This window comes from Curtobacterium sp. MCLR17_044 (assembly GCF_003234435.1).
Taxonomy (GTDB): domain Bacteria; phylum Actinomycetota; class Actinomycetes; order Actinomycetales; family Microbacteriaceae; genus Curtobacterium; species Curtobacterium flaccumfaciens.
In genome coordinates this window covers 66,272-88,369 of record NZ_QKTC01000008.1, presented here as the reverse complement: position 1 = coordinate 88,369, position 22,098 = coordinate 66,272, and the positions used below count along the sequence as shown (strand labels likewise).

The following is a 22,098-nucleotide window of genomic DNA, read 5'->3' as shown; positions in this document are numbered from 1 at the left end:
GGACCGACCGACGAACGTTCGGCTGGCAGCCAGAACCCGCCGTCGGATCAAGACGGAGCGGCGAGGACCCGCCGTCGGATCAGGACTGCAGGATCAGAACCCGCCCAGCAACAGGTACGCCCCGAGCACCGCCACCGTGCCGACCACCCCGGTGCCGAGCGCCACCACGCGCCCGACGGGTGAGCGGGTGCCGAGGACCCCGATGCCGAGCAGCACCACGCCGACGATGATCTCGACGGCCCAGGTGACGTGTCCCGTCGTCGCGGCGACCTGCAGCAGCCCGCGGATCCCCTCGCCGACGAGCACCGCGGCCGTCACACCGAACGCCCCCGCGCGCCACCGGGCGTCGCGGGACCGCACCGCCACGGCGACCGCTCCGGCCAGCAGCCCGGCCGGCACCCCGAGCAGCACCCAGGGGTTCGTGATCGACAGCACGTCGGGGAACCCGCGCAGGACCGTCGTGGCCCAGTACCCGACGTGCATGAGCTCGAGGAGCACGACGCCGAGCACCATCGCCAGCGGCAGGGCGACCCGGCCCCCTCGTGCTCCGGCGACCAGGCACAGCAGCGCGGCGACGAGGAACCACGGTCCGGCCGAGTTCGACACGGAGGCGAGTGCGGGCACGGCCTGCCCGAACGAGGTCAGGACGCCCGCCAGGAACGCCCCGCTGAGCGCGATGGTGACCCGCACCACGGCGGGGACCGCCGCGGGCGGCTCGACGGACGTCGGCACAGCGGAGCGGGTTCCGGCGGACAGGGTCGCGTTCATGGCACCAGCCTCGCCGGACCCCGCCGGAGCCGCATCACCCCGAGGAGCGAGAACCCCCGACCCGACCTCACCCCAGAGGATGACACCGAGCCCCGGACGACGCACCGCTCAGACCACCGCCGCCAACGACCCCCGCACCCCGCTCGTCTCGCCGCCCACCCGTTCCCACGACCGCGACAGCACGTCCACCAACCGCCCCCGATCCGCCGGGGCCATCGTGAACGGCACCCGCAGGAACCGCTCGAACCCGCCGTCCGGCCCGAACACCCCGCCCGAGGCCAGCACCACACCCTCGGCCCGCGCGGCGAGCACGAGCGCGCTCGACACCGGTCGGCCGAGCCCCACCCACGTCGTCAACCCGCCCGCCGGCGCCGGGACGTCCCACTCCGGGAGCCGCGCCCGGAGCGCCCCCACGACCGCGTCGCGACCTTCGCGCAGGGACGCACGTCGCGCCTCCAGGAAGGCCGCCGTGCGCGGGACCAGCTCGCGCACGACCAGCTGGTCGAGCACGGGGGTGCCGAGGTCGCCCGTGGGGCGGGCGAGCAGCAGCCGCTGCAGCAGCGCCGGGTCGGCACGGATCCAGCCGATCCGCAGGCCGCCCCAGAAGACCTTGGCGGCGGAACCGATCATCACGACCGACGACCCCGACGGGTCCGCCGCCGCCAACGGCGGCGACGGCTCCCCGTCGATCCGGAGCTCCCCCATCGTCTCGTCGGCGATCACGATCGTGCCGACCGAGGACGCGACCGACAGCAGGAGCCGGCGGGTCGATGCGGACATGGTCGCACCGGTCGGGTTGTGGAGCTCGGGCATGACGTACGCGACGGAGGGCGCGGTGCGACGCAGCGTCGTCTCGAGCGCGGCGGCGTCCCACCCCGTCCGCGCGTCGACGGGGACGCCGACCAGGCGGCCTCCGGCCTCGCGGAAGGCCTCGTGCGCGTGCGGGTAGGTCGGGGACTCGACGAGCACGGCGTCGCCACGGCGGACGAGCACGCGCGCGAGCAGGGCGATCGCGTGCTGCGCGCCGAGGGTGACGATGACCTGGGCGGGCTCCGTCGGCAGTCCGCGCTCGGTGTAGCGCGCGGCGATCGCGGCGCGCAGGCCGGGGTCGCCGACGGTGTCGTAGCCGATGCCGGCGAGCGCCGCGGGCACGTGCCGGACCGCCCGCTCGACCGCCTCGTCGATGCCGGGGGCCGCGTGCAGGGCCGCCTTGCGCAGGTCGAGCAGGTCCCCCTCGACGACTCCGCCCAGGCGTTCGGGGTCGGGCCGCCCGACCAGGTCACGGGGCAGGTGGACCACGCTGCCGGAGCCACGGACGGACACCAGGAACCCGTCGGAGCGCAGCCGGGCGTACGCGTTCGCGACGGTGGTGCGCGAGACGCCGAGGGCTGCGGCCAGTCCCCGCTCGGCCGGCAGCCGGACGCCCTGGGCGACCCGTCCGTCGATGACGAGGACCCGGAGGGCATCGGCGAGCGCCTCGTAGGCCGGGGCGTCGGTCCCCGCGCGCCAGTCGGTCAGCAGGTGGGCGGCGGCGCGGGCACTGATCAGGACAGGGGGCACGGGTCCACGGTAGCGTGATTGGCTCTCGACCAGCAGGCCAATCTGTCGGGACGATGGCCACATGTCCCGCCGCACCGCCCTCACCCTGCGCTTCGTCCAGCTCTTCGTCGGACTGTTCCTGTACGGCGCCTCGACCGCACTGCAGGTCCGAGCGGTAGTCGGCGTGAGCTCGTGGACGGTGCTGACCCAGGGGCTCGAGAACGTCGTGCCGTGGTCGTTCGGCGTCATCACGGTGGTGTCGAGCGGCGTCATCCTGCTGCTGTGGATCCCGCTGCGACAGAAGCCGGGCATCGGGACGCTGCTGAACGCCCTGGCGATCGGGCCGAGTGCCGACCTGGTGCTCTGGCTGGTGCCGGAGCCGTCGGGGATCGTCGCCCGGATCGCGCTGTTCGCCGCGGGACTCGTGCTGCTCGCGGTCGCGACGGCGTTCTACATCGGTGCCGGGTTCGGCACCGGGGCGCGTGACGGCCTGATGGTCGGGTTGCACCAGCGGCTCGGCTGGCCGATCTGGCTCGCCCGGACCCTGGTCGAGGTCACCGTCGTGATCGTCGGGTGGATCCTCGGCGGGGACGTCGGCGCGGGCACCGTCATCGCGGCGTTCGCGATCGGCCCGATGGTCCAACCGCTCATGCCGCACTTCCGCCGGTTCCCGTGGAGCCCCGAGCGCACGGCCGCAGCGCCCGGCGTCACAGCACCCGCCGTCACACCCACCCTGGAGGCCCGCCCCACCCCCGCCACACCCGCTTCGTGAGCAGGAATGGTCGGGTCCACGGCCCCGACCCGACCGTTCCTGCTCACGATCGTCCGGCGATCGACCCGGCGATCGCGTGCGACCCCTTGCGGCCGTGCGGAACGCGATATAGCGTGACCTGCACAGACGCGATACATCGCGAGTTCCAGGAGGCAACATGGCGCAGGAGAAGTGGCTCGTCGACGAGCCCAAGGTCATCGACACCGGCATCGTGCGCACCGTGCGTGTCGGCCTCGTCGGCGGGCAGGTGGACGTCGTCGCACACGACGAACCCACCGCCCGGGTCGAGATCCACAGCGTGTCCGGCAAGCAGATGCTCATCGAGGTCGACGGCGACACCCTCACCGTCGACCACCCCCAGGTCCGGTGGGACGACCCCATCGGGTTCCTGAAGTCCTTCCGCGGCAAGGCCCACGCCGACGTCAGCATCCTGGTCCCCCGCGACGCCGGCATCACGCTCGGTGTCGTCTCGGCCGGTGCGCTGCTGTCCGGCACGAACCGTGGTGCCACGCTCAACACGGTGTCCGGCGACCTGGTCGTCGACGGCGTCGCGGGTGACGTCACGGTCAACGCCGTCTCGGGCGCCACCACGATCCGCGACCTCGACGGCGCGCTCGCGGTGCACACCGTCTCCGGCGACGTCGTGGCCACCGGCGAGATCCCGCGGTTCCAGGCCGACGGCGTCTCGGCCGACGTCGTGCTCGACCTGCACGGTGTCCCCGAGTCCGCCCGCGTCAACACGGTGTCCGGGTCGGTGAGCGTCCGCCTGGCGGACGGCGTCGCCTACAAGTGCACGGTGAACACCGCGACCGGCAAGCTGCAGTTCGACGACGCCGAGATCCGCGGCGTGCGCGGTTCGTACGTCAAGCAGGGCGGCGAGCTGTCCGGCCAGTGGCTCGACCTGCGGGTGAACTCCGTCTCCGGCGACATCGCGGTGCTGCACGCCCCGCCGGTCGCCGAGCCGGCGCCCCCGACGACCCCGACCACGTCGCCGACCACCCCGACCACCCCGACGAACGAGAGCGAGGTGCCCGAATGAGCCCCGTCTTCGCCCACGGCCACCTGCGCCTCTACCTGCTCGTCCTGCTGGCCGACCACCCGATGCACGGCTACGAGCTCATCCAGGCGCTCGGCGACCGCTTCGGCGGCACGTACGTGCCGAGCGCCGGCACCGTCTACCCCCGGCTCGCGAAGCTCGAGGACGACGGCCTGGTCACGAAGACCGCCGACGGCCGCAAGACCGTCTACGCGATCACGGACGCCGGCCGTGCCGAGCTCGCGGCACGTGCCGACGAGATCGCCACGGTCGAGTCCGGCGTGAGCGACTCGGTGAAGTCGTTGGCCGACGGCGTGCGCGCCTCGGTCGGCGAGGCCATGCGCTCGCTCCGTGCCGACCTGGCCGCCGCCGCCGAGAGCCCGGCGACGGGTTCCGCCGAGGAGCCTGTGTCCGTCCCGTCGGACAGCGCCCGCGCCCTGCGCGAGCTCGAGATGGCCCTGTCGTCGTTCCGGCAGCAGGTGCGTGCGGACCTGCGCCGTCGAGCAACCCGCGGCACGCTCGGTGCGGACACCGTGACGCGTCTGCGTGACGGTCTGGAGGCCCTGCGCAAGTCGCTCTGACGGCTCGCGGCCGACAGGCGGTGGCGACCAGGGCCTCCCGGCCGTCGTCCGCACCGTGTCGCGCGACGTCACCCCCGGAACCAGGTTCCGGACACAGCACCATGCAGATGCGCGGTGTGGTGTCCGGAACCTGATTCCTCAGCGCCCTGCACCCGGCGGATCGGAGTCCGGCAGCCGCGTCGGCGGGAAGCCGGCGAACGCCTCGCCTGCCGTCAGCTCCTCCCCGTGCTCGACGCGCGACACGGTGGTGCGGACCGCGGCCAGCTGCCGGGCCAGCCGGTCCCGTTCGTGCTCGAGCCACGTCAGGTGCACTGTGAGCGCCGCGACGTCGTCACCTTCCTCGTCGAGCCGTCGCGCGATCTCCGGCAGCCCGAGTCCGAGCCCGCGCAACAGCAGGATGCGCTGCAGCCGGACGAGCGCGCGGTCGTCGTAGCGCCGCAGCCCACCGGCGCCGACGGCGGTGGCCGGCAGCAGCCCGACGGCCTCGTAGTGCCGAAGGGTCCGACTCGAGACACCGGCGGAACGCGCCACCTCGGTGATGGCGTGGGGAGCTTTCGCAGCTGCATCACCCGGGCCTGTCGATGCGCTCATGCTGGCGACTGTAATGCTTGACGCTGCGTCAACCGCAAGGGGTGTGCGACACCCAGGGTGGCGCGCCCGCAGCCGACCGGGAATGTGCGGCAGGCGAACCGTGTTGACTCGCGCCCGGAACTGAGTAGGTTTGCCGCTCGTGACGAACGAGATCCGGTCGTTGAAAGCACGACTGATCGGGGATCCCCTCCCCTCTGAGAAGCTCGAAGGACAGCTCCTCCCGAAGCACCTGGCCCTGCCGATCTTCGCGAGTGACCCGCTGTCCTCTGTCGCGTACGCGCCGCAGGAACTGCTGATGATCCTGCTGCTCGGCGGCATGGCCTTCCTGACGTTCGCGCCGTGGGTCGCCGCACTCGTCGTGCTGCTGCTCGTGGTCGTCGTCGCCTCGTACCGGCAGCTCATCAAGGCGTACCCGTCGGGTGGTGGCGACTACGAGGTGGCGCACCGGAACCTCGGTGAGAAGGCCGGGCTGGTCGTCGCGAGTGCACTGCTCGTCGACTACGTGATGACGGTGGCCGTGTCGGTCGCCTCCGGTGTCGACAACATCATCTCGGCGCTCCCGATGCTCGACCACTTCCGCGTCGAGCTCGCCCTGCTGTTCGTCGTGCTGCTCGCCGCCGCCAACCTGCGGGGTGTGCGGGAGTCGAGCAAGGCCTTCGCGATCCCGACCTACCTGTTCGTCGCGAGCGTCTTCGTGATGGTCGTCACCGGTCTCGTCCGCGTCGCCGCCGGCAACGCCCCGGTCGCCGAGTCCGCGGCGTACACCGTGCAGAACGTCGAGCACACCACGCAGGCGGCGTTCATCCTGCTGCTCCTCCGCGCGTTCGCCTCGGGCTGCTCGGCGCTGACCGGCGTGGAGGCCATCGCGAACGGCGTGCAGGCGTTCCGCCGGCCGAAGATCAAGAACGCGCAGGCCACCCTGGTCGCGATGGGCGGCATCGCGATCGTCCTCTTCATCGGGCTCATCACCCTGGCGCTCGTGTCGCACGTGCACTACGCCGAGCGCGCCTGCGACCTGCAGGGCTTCGCGAACTGTGCCACCACGCCGCAGCGCTCGCTCATCGCGCAGATCGCGGCCGCGACGTTCGGCAACAACTCCGTGCTGTTCTTCGTGATCCAGGCGACCACGGCGGCGGTCCTGCTCCTCGCCGCGAACACGGCCTTCAACGGGTTCCCGCTGCTCGGCTCGATCCTGGCGCGCGACTCGTACGCCCCGAAGGCACTCTCGACCCGCGGCGACCGGCTCATCTACTCGAACGGCGTCATCGTCCTGGCCCTCGTCGCCGCGGCGCTGCTCGTGGTCTACCGGGCGAACGTCACGAGCCTCATCCAGCTCTACATCATCGGTGTCTTCGTGTCGTTCACGCTCGGACAGACGGGCATGGTCGTGCACTGGACACGACTGCTGCGAGCCGATCGGGACCGGGACGGGGCGCCCGCCGCAGACGGCGAGCCACCCGTGAACCGCGGGCAGGTCGTCCGTTCCCGGACGATCAACGCGATCGGTGCGACCTTCACCCTCGTGGTGCTCGTCATCGTCACGATCACGAAGTTCACCCACGGCGCCTGGCTGGTCTTCCTGATCATGCCGGTGCTGTACGTGCTCATGCTCGGCGTGAACCGCTACTACCGCGACGTCTCGCACGAGATCGAGGCCGACGTCGAGACGAAGTTCGGCGCCACCGGGGACCACGCCATCGTCCTGGTGAACAAGCTGCAGAAGCCCGTGCTCAAGGCGCTCGACTACGCCGTCGCCGCCGAGCACGCGAGCATCGAGGCGGTGCACGTCGCGATCGACGACGCCGAGTCCCAGCGCCTGCGCGACCAGTGGGCGGAGTACGGCATCCAGGTGCCGCTGACGATCGTGCCGAGCCCGTACCGCGACATCTCGATGCCCCTGATCAAGTACATCAAGGCGCACCGGAACGAGCACGGCTCCGAGGTCGTCACCGTCTACACCCCGATCTTCATCGTCGGGCACTGGTGGGAGGGTCTGCTCCACAACCACCGCGGCCGCCGCATCCGCAAGAAGCTGCTGCTCGTGCACGGCGTCACCGTGGCCCTGGTGCCGTGGCTGCTCGACTCGTCCGAGCTGCTCTACGGCCGCCGTTCCCGCCCGCTGCCCGGCCAGGAGCGCCGTGGCGAGCCCGTCCGGCCCCCGCTCCGCCGCCCCGTGCAGCCCGGTTCGTCGGCCGAGGCCGCGGCCTCGGCTTCGGCTTCGGCTTCGGACCGCCTGCTCCGCTCCGCCGAGCGCAACAGCATCCAGCCGCGCCGCGCGACCCGTCCGGCCGGCCCCGCCGAGGGCGTCGACCCCGCGCTCTGCACGGGCGAGATCCACGCCCTCGTGCCCTCCCCGCCGCGACGGGGAGCCGACGAGTCGTAGCATGTGGCCCCATGACGATCAGTGACCTGCGGACGTTCGCCACGTTCGACGGACACGGCGGCAAGGTCTCGAAGCGCGTCGAGGTGCTCGACCACGAACCGCCGGCCGGCAGCCCGCTCGAAGGACTCGTCGCCGTGCGCGGCGAGCACCCCCTCGGCGCGCGCGACGAGCGCGCCGCCGACGAGTCCGCCGCGCTCTCCCGCGGCGTCCCGAGCGTCGGCTGGGTGGACCCCGCCGCGCTCCGCGACTGGTACCGCCCGGACCGCGTCGTCCTCACCCGGCTCGAGGCGCGGCAGTCCGGCATCGAGCCCGGCGTCTACGCCGACTCCCGTGGGCGCGGTCGCGTCCGGATCGACGGCCTGGAGGCCCACCTCGCCCCCGACGGTCGCCCCGCCTTCCGCGCACTGGCCGGCCCCACCGCCGCGCCCGTCGTCGACGTGCCGCTGCCGACCGACCAGGCCGTCCGCCTGGTGGCGGTGACCGCGGTCGACGAGGGACTCGAGGTCGTCACGGCCCCGGTGTCCCCGTTCCTGCAGCCCGGCGAGCACCCGGCGTACGGCGACGACGTCGTCGGGTTGCCGCCACGTCCGGCGAGCGGGCACGTCCGGGTCACGGCGTCGGTGCTGCTCGACGGCGAGCTGCACGAGGTCGACCGGATCGACGAGCGTGCGGCGACCATCTGGATCCGGCGGGACGACCGCGTCGTGCCGATCGCCACGAGTGCCGTCGGGGCCGACCTGGTGCGGTACGCGGCGACCGAGGTCTGAGCCGCTTCGGTGCGGACGCGTGCCGTCATGCGCGCTGTGCCGCTGTGCCGCTGGCCGCTTCGGGGGACGCCGCTGCTGCGTGTCGTGACGGGGGTGCGGCGTACCGTCGCGGACATGAGTGACGCAGACCGCGACCAGCAGCAGACCCCGGACGCACCGATCCAGGGCGAGACCCTCGGCGGCCCCCGACCCGACCCCTCCACCGACGCGAGCAAGGACCCCGAGCAGTGGGTCACCGGCGACGAGCCGATGACCGGACCGCAGCGCAGCTACCTCGACACCCTGGCCCGTGAAGCCGGCGAGGAGCTCCCCGCCGACCTCACCAAGGCGCAGGCGTCGGAGCACATCGACCGCCTCCAGCAGCAGACCGGCCGCGGCGCCGATTCCTGAGAAGCAGTCCGCCCTTCGGCGGACCGCTGTCTGGGCATGCTCTGGGCATGTTCTGGCGAAGCGCGGTCAGTCCCCTGTTCGAGGACGATCGATGACGCGTCACCGGCTACCTTCGTGGCCATGCGAACGACATCGACCTCCATCGGCCTGACCGCGCTCCGCATCGTCCTCGGGGTGGTGTTCATCGCCCACGGCGCCCAGAAGTTCGCCCAGGGCATCCCCAACGTGGTGCAGGGCTTCTCGGGCATGGGCGTCCCCCTCGCCGAGGTCGCAGCACCCCTCGTCGCCGGCCTCGAGCTCGTCGGCGGCATCCTGCTCGTGCTCGGCGTCGCGACCCGCGTCGTCGGCGTGCTGCTGGCCGTCGACATGGTCGTCGCCGGGTTCCTGGCCCACGGCACCGCCGGCTTCTACTCGCAGGACGGCGGGTTCGAGTACGTGCTCGTCCTCGCGGTGGCGTCGCTCGCTGTCGCACTGACCGGACCCGGGCGGTTCTCGCTCGACGCACTGGTGCTCAAGTCGTCGCGCCGTCGTCGTGGCGTCGAGGAGCCCCTGCCCGCCTGAGCGCGCGTCCCGGTTTCGTCTGGTGCGAGGTTCCGTTCCCGGTGAGAGCTCACGAGGCCCGCACCGGGAACGGAACCTCGCACCGTTCGCGCGGCCCCTCGCACCGTGCGAGGGGCCGCGCGGCTGTTCAGCCCGCCAGTGCGTCGATGACCTGGCGGGCGATGCGCCGTCCAGCCCGGTTCGCCCCGATGGTCGACGCCTGGGGACCGTAGCCGGCCAGGAACAACCGCGGCTCCTCGGCCGACCGGCCGTCCTCGACCACCACCCCGCCCGCCGTGGTCCGCAGGTGCAGCGGCGCGAGGTGCCGCAGGTCGGCCCGGAACCCCGTCGCCCAGATCACCGCGTCGGCGTGTACGTGGGTGCCGTCTGCCCGCACCACCCCGGTCTCGTCCATCCGGGTGAACATCGGCTCGTCGCGCAGCACACCGCGGTCGATGCCGGCGCGGATCCGTCGCGACACCGGGACACCGGTGCCGCTGACGATGCTCGGCAGGACCTCGCCGGCGCGGGCAGCACGGTCCTGTTCGTCGACGGCGGCCACGGCGGACTCGACGTCGAGCGACGCCGTCCCGGCCCAGACCATCGGGCGCCGGGTGAACCACCGCGTCGAACGGGCGACGCCGTCGAGTTCGAGCAGGAACCCGATCGCGCTCGTCCCACCGCCCACCACCACGACGTCCTGGCGGGCGAACTCAGAGGCGCTGCGGTACTCGGTCGTGTCGACCTGGCGTCCGCGGAACACATCGCGCCCCGGGTACCACGGCACGAACGGGGTGCCCCACGTACCGGATGCGTTCACCACGACCTCGGCACGGATGCGCGTGACGGTGCCGTCGGCGCTCCGGGTCGTGACGCACAGGTCGCCGTCCGCCGGGGCGTCGCCCGCCACGCCGTCGCCGCCGCCGATTCGCGAGACGGACGTCACCGTGACCGGGCGCCGCACCCGCAGGTCGTAGTGCTGCTCGAACCGCCGGTAGTACTCGCCGACGACGTCCCGCGCGGGCCGTGACCGGTCGGCGTCGTCGAACTCCAGGCCCATCGCGCGCATGCCGGGCAGGTCGTGCACCCGGTGTGCCGCCCCGAGCCGCAGGGCCGCCCACCGGAACTGCCACGCCCCACCGGTGCTCGGCGCACGGTCGAGGATCACCAGGTCGCTGCCGGGGACGAGCCCGAGGCGACGCAGGTGGTATCCCACCGAGAGCCCCGCCTGCCCCGCACCGATCACCACCACGCGGGCGTGCTGGTCGACCGGGGTCTCGAGGGGTTCCGTCATCACTTCGATTCTGCTGTGCGGGCCAGCCGTCGCGCGACGTCCAGATCGAGGTACATGGTAGAGTGATCGGCAGATTTCAAACCACGAACCGTCTGGTTCCCCGAGTGATCTTCCGTCATTCGCCAGGACCGGACCAGAGCCGAACGAGGGGGTCACGCATGGGGCGCGGCCGTCAGAAGGCGAAGCACACCAAGGTCGCCCGTGAGCTGAAGTACTTCAGCCCGCAGACGAACTACGGTGCGCTCGAGCAGGAGCTCTCCGCCGGACAACACTCCGACGAGAACTACGTCGACCGTTGGGCGGACCAGTACGGTCCGGAACCGGCGGAAGACGAAGACGAGTTCGAGACCCAGGCAGACCAGAACAAGTCCGCCTGACCTCTCTCGCAGTGACGCCGCGCAGCCCTCGGGCAGCGCGGCGTTTCCGCGTGCCCGGACACCCGTCGGCGCGCTGGATCCCGGGCTGGAGTGGTCACGACTCACCGCGTGCACGCCGCCGAGCGGTCACAACCCGTCGGTTGCAGGCCCGCCGAACGACGGTTCGTGACCACTCACCGCAGGCAGAACGCCGCGGCGGCAGCACGCCACCCGGCGGGTCAGCCCGCGTAGCTCCCGACGAGCCGGACCGCGCCGCCGTCGACACCCTTGGCGCCCTGCTCGAACCCGGTCAGGTCCCGTGCGGACGTGGCGATCGTGCCCACGGGCCACGTGGGCATGCCGGCGGCACCGAGCGAGGCGATGACCTCGGCAGCAGCCCCGGCCGAGACGACGGCGAACATGCCGATGCCCAGGTTCCAGGTGCCCTCGGTGTCCTCGATCGGGGTGCCGGCCATGTCGGCCAGGACCCGGAACACCGGGAGCGGCTGCCAGGTGGAACGGTCGACCTCGACCCAGGAGCCGACGGGCAGCACACGCGCCAGGTTCGCGGCGATGCCACCCCCGGTCACGTGCGAGAGCGAGTGCACCGCGCCCGGGTGCTGCTCGAGCAGTGCCAGGAGCGGGGCGGTGTACAGCCGGGTCGGCTCGAGCAGGGCTTCGCCGACGGAGACCGCGCCGCCGAACCCGACGCCGCTCAGCTCGGGCAGCTGGTCTGTGAAGCCGACGCCCCGCGACGCCAGGATGTGCCGCACGAGGGAGTACCCGTTGGAGTGCAGGCCCGACGACTCGATCGCCAGGACCACGTCGCCGTCCTGCACCAGGTGTGCTCCGAGCTGCGCGTCGGCCTCGACGACACCCGTCGCCGCGCCGGCCACGTCGTAGTCGTCCGGGCCGAGCAGCCCCGGGTGCTCGGCGGTCTCGCCACCGACCAGGGCGGTGCCGGTCTCCGAGCAGCCGCGGGCGATGCCGGCGACGATGTCGGCGATCCGGCCCGGCACCACTCGGCCGCACGCGATGTAGTCGGTCATGAACAGCGGCTTCGCGCCCACCACGACGATGTCGTCGACGACCATGCCGACCAGGTCCTGCCCGATGGTGTCGTGCTTGTCGATCGCCTGCGCGATGGCGACCTTGGTGCCGACGCCGTCGGTCGAGGTCGCGAGCAACGGGTGTGAGAAGTCCTTCAGGAACGAGACGTCGTAGAGCCCGGCGAACCCGCCGACGCCACCGAGGACCGAGGCGTTGTGGGTGGCCGCGACCGCGGACTTCATCAGTTCGACGGCCAGGTCACCGGCAGCGGTGTCCACTCCGGCTTCGGCGTACGGGTTGGGCATGCGGAGTCCTTCGCGGTGACATGGCAGACTTGTTCGGTACCCCCCGATTCTACGGTCTGGAGCACACCCGCGAATGTGCGGCATCGTCGGCCTTGTTGCGCAGGGCCCCGCCAACCAATCCATCTACGACGCACTGCTCCTCCTGCAGCACCGCGGGCAGGACTCGACGGGCATCGCCACGGTCGAGGGTCACGTGCACCACATGCACAAGACCCGCGGCCACGTGCGTGAGGCGTTCCGCACCCGCGACATGCGTGCCCTCCTCGGCACCATGGGGCTCGGACACGTCCGCTACGCCACCAAGGGCGCCGCGACGAACGAGGAAGAAGCCCAGCCGTTCTACGTGAACGCGCCGTACGGCATCGTCCTCGTCCACAACGGCAACCTCACCAACACGCGGGAACTCACGCGTGAACTGTTCGACATCGACCGTCGTCACCTGAACACGACGAGCGACACCGAGCTCCTGGTGAACGTGCTGGCGCACGAGCTGCAGGGCCAGGTCCGCGGCGCGAACCTCGACCCGGGTCAGGTCTTCGATGCGGTCGAGCGCGTGCACGAGCGGGTCGAGGGCTCCTACGCCACGATCGCGACCATCGCCGGGCACGGGCTGCTGGCCTTCCGCGACCCGTTCGGCATCCGCCCGCTGATCCTCGGCCACAAGTTCGACGAGGCCGGGCAGCCGGAGTGGGTCGTCGCGAGCGAGTCGCTCGTGCTCGAGTCCGGCGGCTACGAGATCGTCCGCGACATCGCTCCGGGCGAGGCCGTCTTCATCGAGATGAACGGCCAGATGCACGCCCGCCAGTGCGCGAAGAACCCGCGCCTGGTGCCGTGCTCGTTCGAGTACGTCTACCTGGCGCGTCCCGACTCGGTGATGAACGGCATCTCGGTCTACGACGCGCGTCTGCGCCTCGGCAACCGCCTCGCCGACACCATCGAGCAGTACGCGCCGACCGGTGACATCGACGTGGTCATGCCGATCCCGGACTCGAGCCGTCCGGCGGCCATGCAGGTCGCCCGGAAGCTCGGCATCGAGTACCGCGAGGGCTTCTACAAGAACCGCTACGTCGGCCGCACCTTCATCATGCCGGGGCAGGCGGAGCGCAAGCGTTCGGTGCGCCAGAAGCTCAACGCGATGTCGTCCGAGTTCAAGGGCAAGAACATCCTGATCGTCGACGACTCGATCGTCCGCGGCACCACGAGCCGCGAGATCGTCGAGATGGCCCGGGCCGCGGGCGCGAACGAGGTCACGTTCACGAGCGCCGCTCCTCCTGTCCGGTTCCCGCACGTCTACGGCATCAACATGCCGACGCGTGCGGAGCTCATCGCGCACGACCGGAAGATCCCGGAGATCAACCGCGTGCTCGGCAGCGACCACCTGATCTACCAGGAGGTCGGGGACATGCGCGACGCCATCATCGAGGGCTCGGACGTGACCGACCTCGAGATGAGCTGCTTCACGGGCGAGTACGTCACGGGCACCGTGAGCCCGGAGTACCTGTCCTGGGTCGAGGCCAACCAGCTCAGCTGAGTGGGGGTCGCGATCGCGACCACCAGACGGACGGGAGGTGGGCCCCGCCAGCCGGTACCGGCGCACCGCGCCAGCGGGGTGACGGCCGTGCCTGGAGGGACGGTGCCAGCTGGCACCGGGCCTCCAGTCCGTTGATCGGGAGCGGCTACGGCCGCTGGTCACCGTGGTCGTCGAGCTCACCGTCGACCGTCTCGGGCGGCAGTTCGACCTCGACCCGCTCCGCCGTCAGGCGGGCCGACCGCCGGGCGTAGACCCGATCGAACACGACGGCGACGACCGCGCCGACGAAGGCGCCGATCGTGACGCCCCACAGGCTGAAGTAGCCGACCAGGCTGCCGAAGCTGGTCTGGTCCCGCTGGCCGCCGAGGTTCATGGTGAGGGCGACCACGACGAGGGTCGCGAGGAACCCGAGCACGGCACCGCCGACGATGAACACGCCGAACTTCGGTGCACGGCGGATGGTGACCTCGTCGGGGCTGGCGACCGCGCTGGGAGCCGGTGCCGGCGTGGGGAGCGGCTGCTCGTCGGGTTGATCGGTGTTGCTCACCCGTCCATTGTCCCCCACTGTGGGACGTCCCGCGGCCTGTGCGCGGCGACCGATCCGGGAGAGGATGGACGCTACTGGTCGGTATCCCAAGCGGAGGAGGTGTGTCGGATGCGTGAACGAACCGCACCCGCCCGCCGACGCCGACCGGCCGCCCCCGCCCGCGTGGCCTGGCCCGTCGCGCAGCGCGCGGAAGAGGACCGCGCCGTCGCCGTCGTCGCCGAGCACCGGTGGAGCGTCGCGCTCGTCGGTGCCCCCGGCATCGGCAAGAGCACCGCCGCGGCGCGGGTCACCGACCGCGTCGCCGGTCGCGACGGCACCGGCCGCACGGTCGTCGTGCCGATCACGGCGGTCGCCGCGAGCCGGTCGATGCCCTTCGGCGCCGTCGCCGAGCGCTTCGGCGAGCTGCCGGCGTCCATCTCGGAGCTGTCCGACGACACCGGCGCCGAGCAGCGCTTCCGGGCGATCGAGGACCTCGTCGACCGCGACGTCCTGCTCCGCGTCGACGACGCCGACCACCTCGACGCGATCTCCGCGCGGTACGTCGCCTGGCTGGTCCGCCGGCAGGGCGCGCGGCTGGTCCTGACCTGCCGTGACTTCACGGCCCTCCCCGAGCCGCTCCGCGCGCTGTGGCAGGACGACCTGCTCGAGCGCATCGACCTGCAGCCCCTGGCGCTGCACGAGACCGCGGCGCTCGTGGCCGAGGCACTGGGCTCGCCGCTCGAGAACGCCTCGGCCGAGCGCGTCCACCGCGCCACCGCCGGCAACCCGCTGTACCTGCGCGAGGTGGTCCGTGCGGCGCGGGTCTCCGGCGCCCTCGACCACACCGCGACCGGGTGGTACTGGCGCGGGCGGGTGACCGCGTCGGACAGCCTGGCCGACATGTACCGCACCGAGCTCGGGTCGCTGCCGGAGGACCTGCGCGACGTCGTCGACATCGTCGCCCTCGCCGACCCGATCCCGCTCGCGCGCCTGCTCGGCCTGGTGACCGGCGGGGACGTCGACCGGGTCGTCGCGCTCGGTCTGGTCCGCATCGACTCGCTCGACGACGGCGCCGCGGTCGTCCGGCCGTCGCACCCGCTCGTCGGCGAGGTCATCCGGACCCTGGTGCCGGTGGCCCGGCGAACGGCACTCTTCGCGCGCGCCAACGCCTTCCGCACCGACCGGCCCGAGGGCGCACCGCCCGCCGCACGCCTGCGTGCCGCACTGTGGTCGCTCGAGTGCGGGGTGCTGCCGTCGGTCGACCAGCTGCTCGACGCGGCGCAGGTCGCCGTGCGGCTGCAGGAGCACGAGAGCGGGATCGCCCTGGCCTCGGCAGCGCTCCGCACGACGCTCACCCCCACCGAACAGGTCGCGGCGCACTGCCTCCGCTCGCTGGCGTACTCGTACTCGGACGGCCGAGAAGCCGGCCGCGCCGACGCCGAAGCCGCCTGGGGCGTGGCGAAGCGGCACGTCGGCGACGTCACCGACGAGGCCGTCATCGAAGCGTGCGAGACCCTGGCGAACATCCGCCAGTTCCACGACGACGACGTCACGGCGGCGGTCGCCCTGACCGATGCCGCCACGCGCCTGGTCGTGTCCGACGAGGCTGTCGAACGGCTGCGGCTGCTGCGGATGGCCCACCAGGGCTGGGGCGGGGACTTCGCCGAGGTCCGGGCCGAGATCGAGCGCAGCGGCATCGTGGACGCCCCGACGATGCCGATGTCGTTCCTCGCCGTCGCCCCCTGCGCCGTGATGGCGTTGGCGACCGCCGGCCGGCTCGACGACGCGTCCGCGCTCGGTCACCGCGCCCTGGCCACCGCGGTGGCGCACGTCGAGGCAGCACCCTGGAGCGTCGGTGAGAACTCCTCCGTCCTGCACCAGGTGCAGATGTGGCGCGGCGACCTGGACGACCTGATCATCGAGGTGCCCGCGGGGCGGTCCAGCCCCTACCTGAAGTACGACTTCACGCTCGAGCTCATCGGTCAGGGCAACCTGGCGATCGCACAGCGCCGCTGGGACGACGCCGTCGCCGCGTTCTCGGCGGCGTGCGAGCGGTACGACATCGCCGACCACGGCGGGTTCGCGGCCTACCCCTGGGCACGTCTGGCCCTGGCGCTCGCCTACGGCGGACGCCCGGAAGAAGCCGCCAGCGCGCTCGAACGTGCCCGGACCACCCCGCAGCGGGCGATGCGCATCACCGGCGAGCAGGTCGCCGTGTCGATCGCCTGGACCGAGGCCGTGCTCGGCAACCCGGCCGGACTGCAGCACGCCGATGAGATCATCGAGCGCAGCACGGCCAACGGCTCGTGGACGCACGTGATGTACGGGTACGCCCTGCACCACGCGGTCGGCATGGCGCAGGGACGCGACTCGACCGGCTCGCTCGAGCGGATGCGCGAGGCCGCCACCCGCGTCGACGGACCGCTCGCGGCCGCGGTGATCGAGTACGCCGACGCCGTGCGCGCCGGCGACCGCACGCGGGTGATCGCGGCGCAGGGACTGCTCGCGGCACATGGCATCTCCGTGACCGCGGGACACTCGAAACCGCCGCTGACGAAGCGCGAGTACGAGGTCGCCGAACTCGCCGCGCAGGGGCTGAGCAACCGGCGGATCGCGGAGTCCCTCGGGCTCTCGACGCGGACGATCGACGCGCACCTGTCGCGTGTCTTCGCGAAGTGGGACCTGCACGCGCGGTCGGAGCTCAGCGAGCTGCTCTGAGCTGCTCGGTACTCGGCACGGCCGGTTCCGCACTCGGCACGGCCGCCTCCGCGTTCCGCGTCGGCTGTCGCGAACGCAAGAACGTTGCGGATTGCAGCACGACGCGCCGCCACGATTGACACGTTGTGTGGAACATCGCGTACCTTGGTGCCTGTCGCCGGGTTCGGACCCGTTCGGGTCGGGTCCGAATCCCGGCGACTTCAAGCTTAGGAACCCGGTCGATGCGGGCGCATCGGTAGGCACTACCTAATTCGCGTGGGAGTTCTCCGCAGACGCTTTCGCCGCCGCGGATCGGTGCTGGCGGATCGGTGCCGGCGGCTCGCAGGGTCAGGCGCCGGGGGCGGGCAGCCGGACCGGCAGGAACGCCGTCAGGTCGGCGCGCGAGCCCGAGGCACTGACGCGCGACTGCGCGACCGCCTCGGCCCAGGGCAGCTCGCCGGACGCGAGTGCCAGCCACGTGGTGGCGTCGGTCTCGACCACGTTCGGCGGCGTGCCACGGGTGTGCCGGGGTCCGGGCACGGCCTGGACGGCGGCGAACGGCGGCACCCGCACCTCGACGCTGTTGCCCGGGACCTCGTCCGCCAGGCACTGCAACGTCCACCGCACCGCGGTCGCGACGGCCGGTCGGGCCGTCTCTCCACGACGCACGGCGGCCAGTGCCGCGCGCCCGTCGGCGTCCTCGATCCTCCTGGGTGGCATCTCCACAGGCTAGCCCTCGCATCGCGGGCGGCGAGTCGGGCTGGGTAGGGTGATCGGGTGCGAATCCTCGTCCTCGGTTCCGGTGCCCGCGAGCACGCGATCATCACGGCCCTCCTCGCTGAGCATGCGGGTCACGTCATCACGGCAGCGCCCGGCAACGCCGGCATCGCCGCCGACGTCGAGACCGTCTCCCTCGACCCCACCAACGGTGCGCTCGTCGCGGAGTACGCGATCGAGAACGACGTCGAACTCGTCGTCGTGGGCCCCGAGGCCCCGCTCATCGCCGGCGTGGCCGACCCGGTGCGCACCCGCGGCATCCCGGTGTTCGGGCCGGGCAAGGCCGCCGCGCAGCTCGAGGGCTCGAAGGCGTTCGCCAAGCGGATCATGGGCGAAGCCGGTGTGCCCACCGGGCGTCCGGTCTACGCCGGCACGGCGGACGAAGCCGTCGCCGCGATCGACGAGCTCGGCGCCCCGTACGTGGTCAAGGCCGACGGGCTCGCCGCCGGCAAGGGCGTGCTCGTGACCGATGACCGCCAGGCTGCGATCGACCACGCCACCTACTGGCTCCAGCACGGACACGTCGTGGTCGAGGAGTTCCTCGACGGCGAAGAGGTCTCGTTGTTCTTCCTGAGCGACGGGCACGACGTCCGCGCGCTCAGCCCGGCGCAGGACTACAAGCGCCTGGCCGACGGAGACCTCGGACCGAACACGGGCGGCATGGGCGCGTACTCGCCGCTGCCGTGGCTCGCCGACCGCTGGCCGTCCGAGCAGGCCTTCGTCGACGAGGTCACCGAGCTCGTCGCGCTGCCGACCGTCCGTCGTCTCGAGCACGAGGGCACGCCGTTCGTCGGACTCCTGTACTGCGGCCTCATCGTCACCGAGCAGGGCGTCCGCGTGATCGAGTTCAACGCGCGCTTCGGTGACCCGGAGACGCAGGTCGTGCTCCCCCGCCTGGCCACGCCGCTCAGCGAACTCCTGCTGGCCGCCGCCACTGGGCAGCTCGGTGCCGTGCCCGCGCCCGTGTTCCGCGACGAGGTCGCCGTGACCGTCGTCCTGGCGAGCGAGGGCTACCCGGAGAACCCGCAGACCGGTCGACCGATCACCGGCATCGACGACGCGAACGCCCGCGACGGCGTCTCGGTCGCGCACGCCGCCACCGGCGTCCTCGACGACACGCTCGTCGCCACGGGTGGCCGGGTGCTCAGCGTCGTCGCGACCGGGTCGGACTTCGCCCAGGCCCGTGAACGTGCCTACGCCGGGCTCGGCGACATCACGCTCGAGGGCGCGCAGTTCCGCACCGACATCGCCGCGAAGGTTGCGAAGTGACCGCCCCCGCGCCGATCGCCGGCTGGCGGCACGTCTCGTCCGGCAAGGTCCGCGAGCTCTACGTGCCCGAGGGCACCGCCGACCTGGCGAGCGCGTCCGAGCTGCTGCTCGTCGCCTCGGACCGGGTCAGCGCGTACGACTTCGCGCTCGAGCCGCCGATCCCGGGCAAGGGCGAGCTGCTGACCCGCCTGTCGCGGTTCTGGTTCACCCAGCTGAGCGACGTCCCGAACCACATCATCGGTCCGTCCTCCGGTGGCACCCCCGTGCCGGCCGAGGTCGAGGCACGGTCGATGCACGTCATGCCGCTCACGATGTTCCCCGTCGAGTGCGTCGTGCGCGGGTACCTGGTCGGCAGCGGCTGGGCCGAGTACCAGGAGACCGGCAGCGTGTGCGGCGTCGCGCTCCCCGCGGGCCTGTCCAACGGTGACCGCCTGCCGGAACCGATCTACACGCCGGCGTACAAGGCGGCCCAGGGCGAGCACGACGAGAACATCTCGTACGAGCGGACCGTCGACCTGGTCGGTGCCGAGACCGCGGCCACCCTGCGCGAGCTCTCGCTGCACGTCTACACCGAGGCCGCGGCCATCGCCCTCGAGCGGGACGTCGTCATCGCCGACACCAAGTTCGAGTTCGGGCAGGACGCCACCGGCCGGATCCGCATCGCCGACGAGGTCCTGACGAGCGACTCCAGCCGCTACTGGGACGCCCGTTCCGCCGACCGCACCGACTCGTTCGACAAGCAGATCGTGCGGGACTGGCTCAGCGCGCACTGGGACCGCCAGGGCACGCCGCCGGTGCTCCCGGACGAGATCGTCGAGCGCACGGCTGCGCGCTACGCCGAGCTGATCGAGCGCCTCGGCGCCTGACGCTGCGCCAGGCCGGCGCGTGGTGTCGCGTGGCGTGGCGTGGCCCGGACGGTCACGACACCCCGCTCAGGTCCGGCGAGCGGTCACGAACCGTCGGCCAATGCCCCGCCAACCGACAGTTCGTGACCACTCGGCGGCCCACGCACGACGCGTCGCGACCCCTCGCCGCGTGACGCCCGTCGCCGGCCGAACGGTCACGACACCCCGCTCAGCTCCGGCGAACGGTCACGAACCGTCGGCCAACGCCCCGCCAACCGACAGTTCGCGACCACTCGGCGGCCCACGCACGACACGTCACGACCACTCGACCGGCGACGACTCGCCGCGCGACCGCCGACGAACCATCCGACAGTTCTCGACCGGTCAGGCCTCGAGCGCCTCGACGGCGTCGCGCGCCACGACGACGACGGTCAGGTCGTCGCCCGGGTCGTGCTCGGCGACACGTGCGCGCACCCGCTGCAGGAACGTCTCGACGTCCGGGGACTCCCGGTACAGCGACCCCAGCTCGGACAGCGACGCGAGTGTGGAGTCCCAGAGCTCGAGCGCGCCGTCGGTCACGACGATGAGCACGTCACCGGGCCGGAGCACGAGCGACCCGGCGGCGCGGGGCATCCCGGCGGGGTGCAGCCCGATCGGCAGGTCCGACGACCGCAGGATCCGCTCGGCACCGTCGTCGCGGAGCTGCAGCACGAGCCCGTGGCCGGCGTCGGCAAAGTCGAGTCGCCCGGTGGACGGGGTCAGCCGGCCGTGGAACATCGTCGCGAAGGACTCGGCACGGCTGAGCTCGGGGGCGACCTGCGCCTCGAGCTCGGCGACGGCGGTGCCCGGGTCCTGGTCGCCGCGGGCGAGCAGGCCTCCGCGGATGTTCGCGGCGAGGAGCCCGGCGGACATCCCCTTGCCCATGACGTCCGACACGGTCAGGTGGATCGAGTCCTCGCCGGAGCGGTGCCAGTCGTGGAAGTCACCGGAGACGAGCCCGTGCGGGATCGACATCCCCGTGATCCGGTAGCCGGGAACCTGCACCTCGGCCGGCTGCAGGCCGTTGAGCACGGTGCGCAGGCGGTCCTCGTCGGCTCCGGCGAGCAGTTCGCGCTCTGCCCAGATGCCGAGTTCCTGCAGCAGTTCGAGCTCGTCGGCGTCGAGGGTGCGCGGCTCGGGGTCGATCAGGCAGAGGGTGCCGATCTTCAGGTCGTCGTCGCCGGCACGGAGCCCGACACCGGCGTAGAACCGGACGTTCGGGTCGCCGAGCACCATCGGCAGGTCCGCGTACCGGGCGTCCACCCGGGCATCCGGGACGACCACGGGCCCCTGCTCGCCCAGGGTCCGGCCGCAGAAGGTGTCCTGCAGCGGGATGACCGGGCCGAAGGCTGCGTCGCTCTGCTGCGACTTGATGGTCAGGGTGGTCTCGCCGGCCAGGTTGAGGAACGAGCCGGAGACCCCGAGGGCCTCGCGCGCGATGCGGGTGATCCGTTCGAACCGTTCCTCGACGCCACCGTCCACCACGTCGAGCGCCGCGATCAGGGCCGCTCGCCGGACGGCATCGGCCCCGGTCGGCGCGGGCACGGACATCGCGGTTTCCGGCTGCATGCTCCCACGGTAACGCGCTGAACGGACAGGGCCTGGCCCCAGTCCGGAGGGCGCAGATCGTCGGGCGCGTCGGCGTACCCTGGTCGTCGTGCTCCGAGTCGTCCCCGCAACCGTCCTCGGCGTGGCCGCGCTCCTGTCCCTCGCCGGCTGTGGCGCCCACGACTCCACCGGCCAGGTGTCGGTCACGGTTTCGTCGAACGCCGCCGACCACCCCTACGAGGTCAAGGTGTTCGCCTCGACCGGCAAGCTCTCCGAGCACCAGCGGGTGTTCCCGGGTGGAACGGCCGACTTCGCGGGCGTCCCCCTCGGCAAGGTCACGGTCCGCGCCGGTGACCTCTGCCCGCAGACGACCAAGGTGTCCGACGGAGCGGTCGCGACGGTGACCCTCACCACGACCGGCTGCTGACACCACCCGACTCCACGACGGGCTGCTGACACCACCCGCCACCACGACCGGCCGCCGACCCCACCCG

The 22,098-nt window shown here is 72.2% G+C and carries 21 protein-coding genes; 13 read left to right on the top strand and 8 right to left on the bottom strand.

The features are described from left to right. Positions 1–93: 93 nt before the first annotated feature. Positions 94–768 carry a DUF6518 family protein gene (locus DEJ04_RS07285; RefSeq protein WP_111046681.1) on the bottom strand — a complete coding sequence of 225 codons (675 nt, stop codon included), beginning with the start codon at positions 766–768 and terminating at the stop codon, positions 94–96. Positions 769–876: 108 nt separating this feature from the next. Next, positions 877–2,328: a PLP-dependent aminotransferase family protein gene (locus tag DEJ04_RS07280; RefSeq protein WP_258371332.1), complete on the bottom strand. Its 1,452-nt coding sequence runs from the start codon at positions 2,326–2,328 to the stop codon at positions 877–879. Positions 2,329–2,389: 61 nt separating this feature from the next. Between DEJ04_RS07280 and DEJ04_RS07275 the strand changes: the two genes are divergently transcribed. The 3 genes from DEJ04_RS07275 (at position 2,390) to DEJ04_RS07265 (ending at position 4,696) form a co-directional block, all read left to right on the top strand. Beyond that, positions 2,390–3,079, top strand: a complete 690-nt coding sequence (locus tag DEJ04_RS07275; protein WP_111046679.1) for a YitT family protein — start codon at positions 2,390–2,392, stop codon at positions 3,077–3,079. Between the two features lie 157 nt (positions 3,080–3,236). Continuing rightward, positions 3,237–4,118, top strand: a complete 882-nt coding sequence (locus DEJ04_RS07270; protein WP_111046678.1) for a DUF4097 family beta strand repeat-containing protein — start codon at positions 3,237–3,239, stop codon at positions 4,116–4,118. After that, entirely contained in the window at positions 4,115–4,696 is a 582-nt protein-coding gene (locus DEJ04_RS07265; RefSeq protein ID WP_071405831.1) for a PadR family transcriptional regulator, read from the top strand. Before DEJ04_RS07270 ends, DEJ04_RS07265 begins: the two co-directional genes overlap by 4 nt. A 138-nt stretch (positions 4,697–4,834) precedes the next feature. Here the strand turns inward: DEJ04_RS07265 and DEJ04_RS07260 are convergent, their stop codons facing one another. Next, positions 4,835–5,287, bottom strand: a complete 453-nt coding sequence (locus tag DEJ04_RS07260) for a MerR family transcriptional regulator (RefSeq protein WP_111046677.1) — start codon at positions 5,285–5,287, stop codon at positions 4,835–4,837. A 130-nt stretch (positions 5,288–5,417) separates the two neighbouring features. On the opposite strand from DEJ04_RS07260, the gene DEJ04_RS07255 reads away from it, so the two are divergent. The 4 genes from DEJ04_RS07255 (at position 5,418) to DEJ04_RS07240 (ending at position 9,388) form a co-directional block, all read left to right on the top strand. Further along, positions 5,418–7,670, top strand: a complete 2,253-nt coding sequence (locus tag DEJ04_RS07255; RefSeq protein ID WP_111046676.1) for an APC family permease — start codon at positions 5,418–5,420, stop codon at positions 7,668–7,670. Between the two features lie 11 nt (positions 7,671–7,681). Then, positions 7,682–8,437: a hypothetical protein gene (locus tag DEJ04_RS07250; protein ID WP_111046675.1), complete on the top strand. Its 756-nt coding sequence runs from the start codon at positions 7,682–7,684 to the stop codon at positions 8,435–8,437. Positions 8,438–8,551: 114 nt separating this feature from the next. After that, positions 8,552–8,827 carry a DUF3072 domain-containing protein gene (locus DEJ04_RS07245; protein WP_017886246.1) on the top strand — a complete coding sequence of 92 codons (276 nt, stop codon included), beginning with the start codon at positions 8,552–8,554 and terminating at the stop codon, positions 8,825–8,827. Positions 8,828–8,947: 120 nt separating this feature from the next. Next, positions 8,948–9,388: a DoxX family protein gene (locus DEJ04_RS07240; protein WP_027465040.1), complete on the top strand. Its 441-nt coding sequence runs from the start codon at positions 8,948–8,950 to the stop codon at positions 9,386–9,388. Between the two features lie 127 nt (positions 9,389–9,515). On the opposite strand, the gene DEJ04_RS07235 is transcribed toward DEJ04_RS07240, so the two are convergent. Beyond that, entirely contained in the window at positions 9,516–10,661 is a 1,146-nt protein-coding gene (locus tag DEJ04_RS07235) for an NAD(P)-binding domain-containing protein (protein WP_111046674.1), read from the bottom strand. A 158-nt stretch (positions 10,662–10,819) separates the two neighbouring features. On the opposite strand from DEJ04_RS07235, the gene DEJ04_RS07230 reads away from it, so the two are divergent. Further along, complete coding sequence (locus DEJ04_RS07230; RefSeq protein WP_017886249.1) at positions 10,820–11,038, top strand: DUF3073 domain-containing protein; 219 nt, start codon at positions 10,820–10,822, stop codon at positions 11,036–11,038. Positions 11,039–11,256: 218 nt separating this feature from the next. Here the strand turns inward: DEJ04_RS07230 and purM are convergent, their stop codons facing one another. Further along, the gene (gene purM, locus DEJ04_RS07225; RefSeq protein ID WP_110858852.1) at positions 11,257–12,372 is read right to left on the bottom strand and encodes a phosphoribosylformylglycinamidine cyclo-ligase; all 1,116 of its coding nucleotides are present in this window, start codon (positions 12,370–12,372) and stop codon (positions 11,257–11,259) included. 73 nt (positions 12,373–12,445) lie between these two features. On the opposite strand from purM, the gene purF reads away from it, so the two are divergent. Then, positions 12,446–13,903, top strand: coding sequence for an amidophosphoribosyltransferase (gene purF / locus DEJ04_RS07220; RefSeq protein ID WP_027465037.1), 1,458 nt, complete (start codon positions 12,446–12,448; stop codon positions 13,901–13,903). Between the two features lie 145 nt (positions 13,904–14,048). Here purF and DEJ04_RS07215 read toward each other — a convergent pair whose 3' ends face one another. Next, entirely contained in the window at positions 14,049–14,450 is a 402-nt protein-coding gene (locus DEJ04_RS07215; RefSeq protein WP_110858851.1) for a hypothetical protein, read from the bottom strand. 108 nt (positions 14,451–14,558) lie between these two features. Here DEJ04_RS07215 and DEJ04_RS07210 point away from each other — a divergent pair, with 108 nt between their 5' ends. Beyond that, positions 14,559–17,147, top strand: a complete 2,589-nt coding sequence (locus tag DEJ04_RS07210; RefSeq protein WP_146248669.1) for a LuxR C-terminal-related transcriptional regulator — start codon at positions 14,559–14,561, stop codon at positions 17,145–17,147. A 327-nt stretch (positions 17,148–17,474) separates the two neighbouring features. Here DEJ04_RS07210 and DEJ04_RS07205 read toward each other — a convergent pair whose 3' ends face one another. Continuing rightward, positions 17,475–17,846: a sterol carrier family protein gene (locus tag DEJ04_RS07205; protein ID WP_111046727.1), complete on the bottom strand. Its 372-nt coding sequence runs from the start codon at positions 17,844–17,846 to the stop codon at positions 17,475–17,477. 57 nt (positions 17,847–17,903) lie between these two features. Between DEJ04_RS07205 and purD the strand changes: the two genes are divergently transcribed. Beyond that, complete coding sequence (gene purD / locus DEJ04_RS07200; RefSeq protein WP_110864321.1) at positions 17,904–19,172, top strand: phosphoribosylamine--glycine ligase; 1,269 nt, start codon at positions 17,904–17,906, stop codon at positions 19,170–19,172. Continuing rightward, on the top strand, positions 19,169–20,038 hold the full coding sequence (locus DEJ04_RS07195; RefSeq protein ID WP_111046672.1) for a phosphoribosylaminoimidazolesuccinocarboxamide synthase: 870 nt from the start codon (positions 19,169–19,171) through the stop codon (positions 20,036–20,038). The genes purD and DEJ04_RS07195 overlap by 4 nt, the downstream gene beginning before the upstream one ends. Positions 20,039–20,401: 363 nt before the next feature. Here the strand turns inward: DEJ04_RS07195 and DEJ04_RS07190 are convergent, their stop codons facing one another. Beyond that, complete coding sequence (locus DEJ04_RS07190; protein WP_111046671.1) at positions 20,402–21,625, bottom strand: PP2C family protein-serine/threonine phosphatase; 1,224 nt, start codon at positions 21,623–21,625, stop codon at positions 20,402–20,404. A gap of 88 nt (positions 21,626–21,713) precedes the next feature. Here DEJ04_RS07190 and DEJ04_RS07185 point away from each other — a divergent pair, with 88 nt between their 5' ends. Beyond that, positions 21,714–22,031 (top strand): hypothetical protein, encoded by a 318-nt coding sequence (locus DEJ04_RS07185; RefSeq protein WP_111046670.1) that lies wholly within the window; start codon positions 21,714–21,716, stop codon positions 22,029–22,031. Positions 22,032–22,098: the final 67 nt, after the last annotated feature.